Source organism: Candidatus Symbiothrix dinenymphae (assembly GCF_001431085.1).
In genome coordinates, this window is record NZ_BBRU01000099.1 from 1 (window position 1) to 652 (window position 652).

A 652-nucleotide genomic window follows, 5' to 3' on the forward strand; every position below is an offset into this window, starting at 1 on the left:
GTGCTTTATACCATAAAAGATGAGATTTTAACGGTAAAAGTGGTTAAGGTTGGTCATCGAAGTAGTGTATATAAATGAATTACAAATTTTATTTTTTTTTAATTGGCAAACGTTTTGGCATTTCTTGAAATAAAATTACTACCTTTGCCGCCGAATGAGAACATAAAAATATAGAGATATGAGCATTGAAGCAACAGTGAACAAAAATTACACCGATGTAGCACGCGGCTACAGCATTTCTTTTGGCAATATCCGCCGTGGATGGTATCGTTTTTTAGAGCGATGTGAGGATTATTGGGATTTATTCACAATTTGGCTGCACAGAAATGAGCCTACTATGCCCTTGCGTGAATTTATGGAGCAAGAAAACAAAAAACGCGGATTAAGCAATGTATGATGTTATCATCGGGAAAAAGGTGTACAAGATGATGGAAAAGTTACCTGACAATATTTATCAGGTAATAATGGATAACCTTTTATCCCTTGAGAAAAATCCGCGCCCGTTTGGTTGCCGTAAGTTGTCCGGTGCGGTTGAAAAATACAGAATACGCATCGGTGACTATCGTGCTATTTACAAAATCAAAGACAATATTCTTACCGTAGAAGTTGTAAAGGTTGGTCATCGAAGTAGTGTATATAGATGAAATACAAA

The 652-nt window shown here is 36.2% G+C and carries 2 protein-coding genes; both read left to right on the forward strand.

The annotated features are described in order from the left end of the window. The first annotated feature begins 178 nt into the window (after positions 1–178). Complete coding sequence (locus tag ASC50_RS01515; RefSeq protein ID WP_055432961.1) at positions 179–397, forward strand: hypothetical protein; 219 nt, start codon at positions 179–181, stop codon at positions 395–397. Positions 398–425: 28 nt separating this feature from the next. Then, positions 426–644, forward strand: coding sequence for a type II toxin-antitoxin system RelE family toxin (locus tag ASC50_RS01520; protein ID WP_262482184.1), 219 nt, complete (start codon positions 426–428; stop codon positions 642–644). Positions 645–652: the final 8 nt, after the last annotated feature.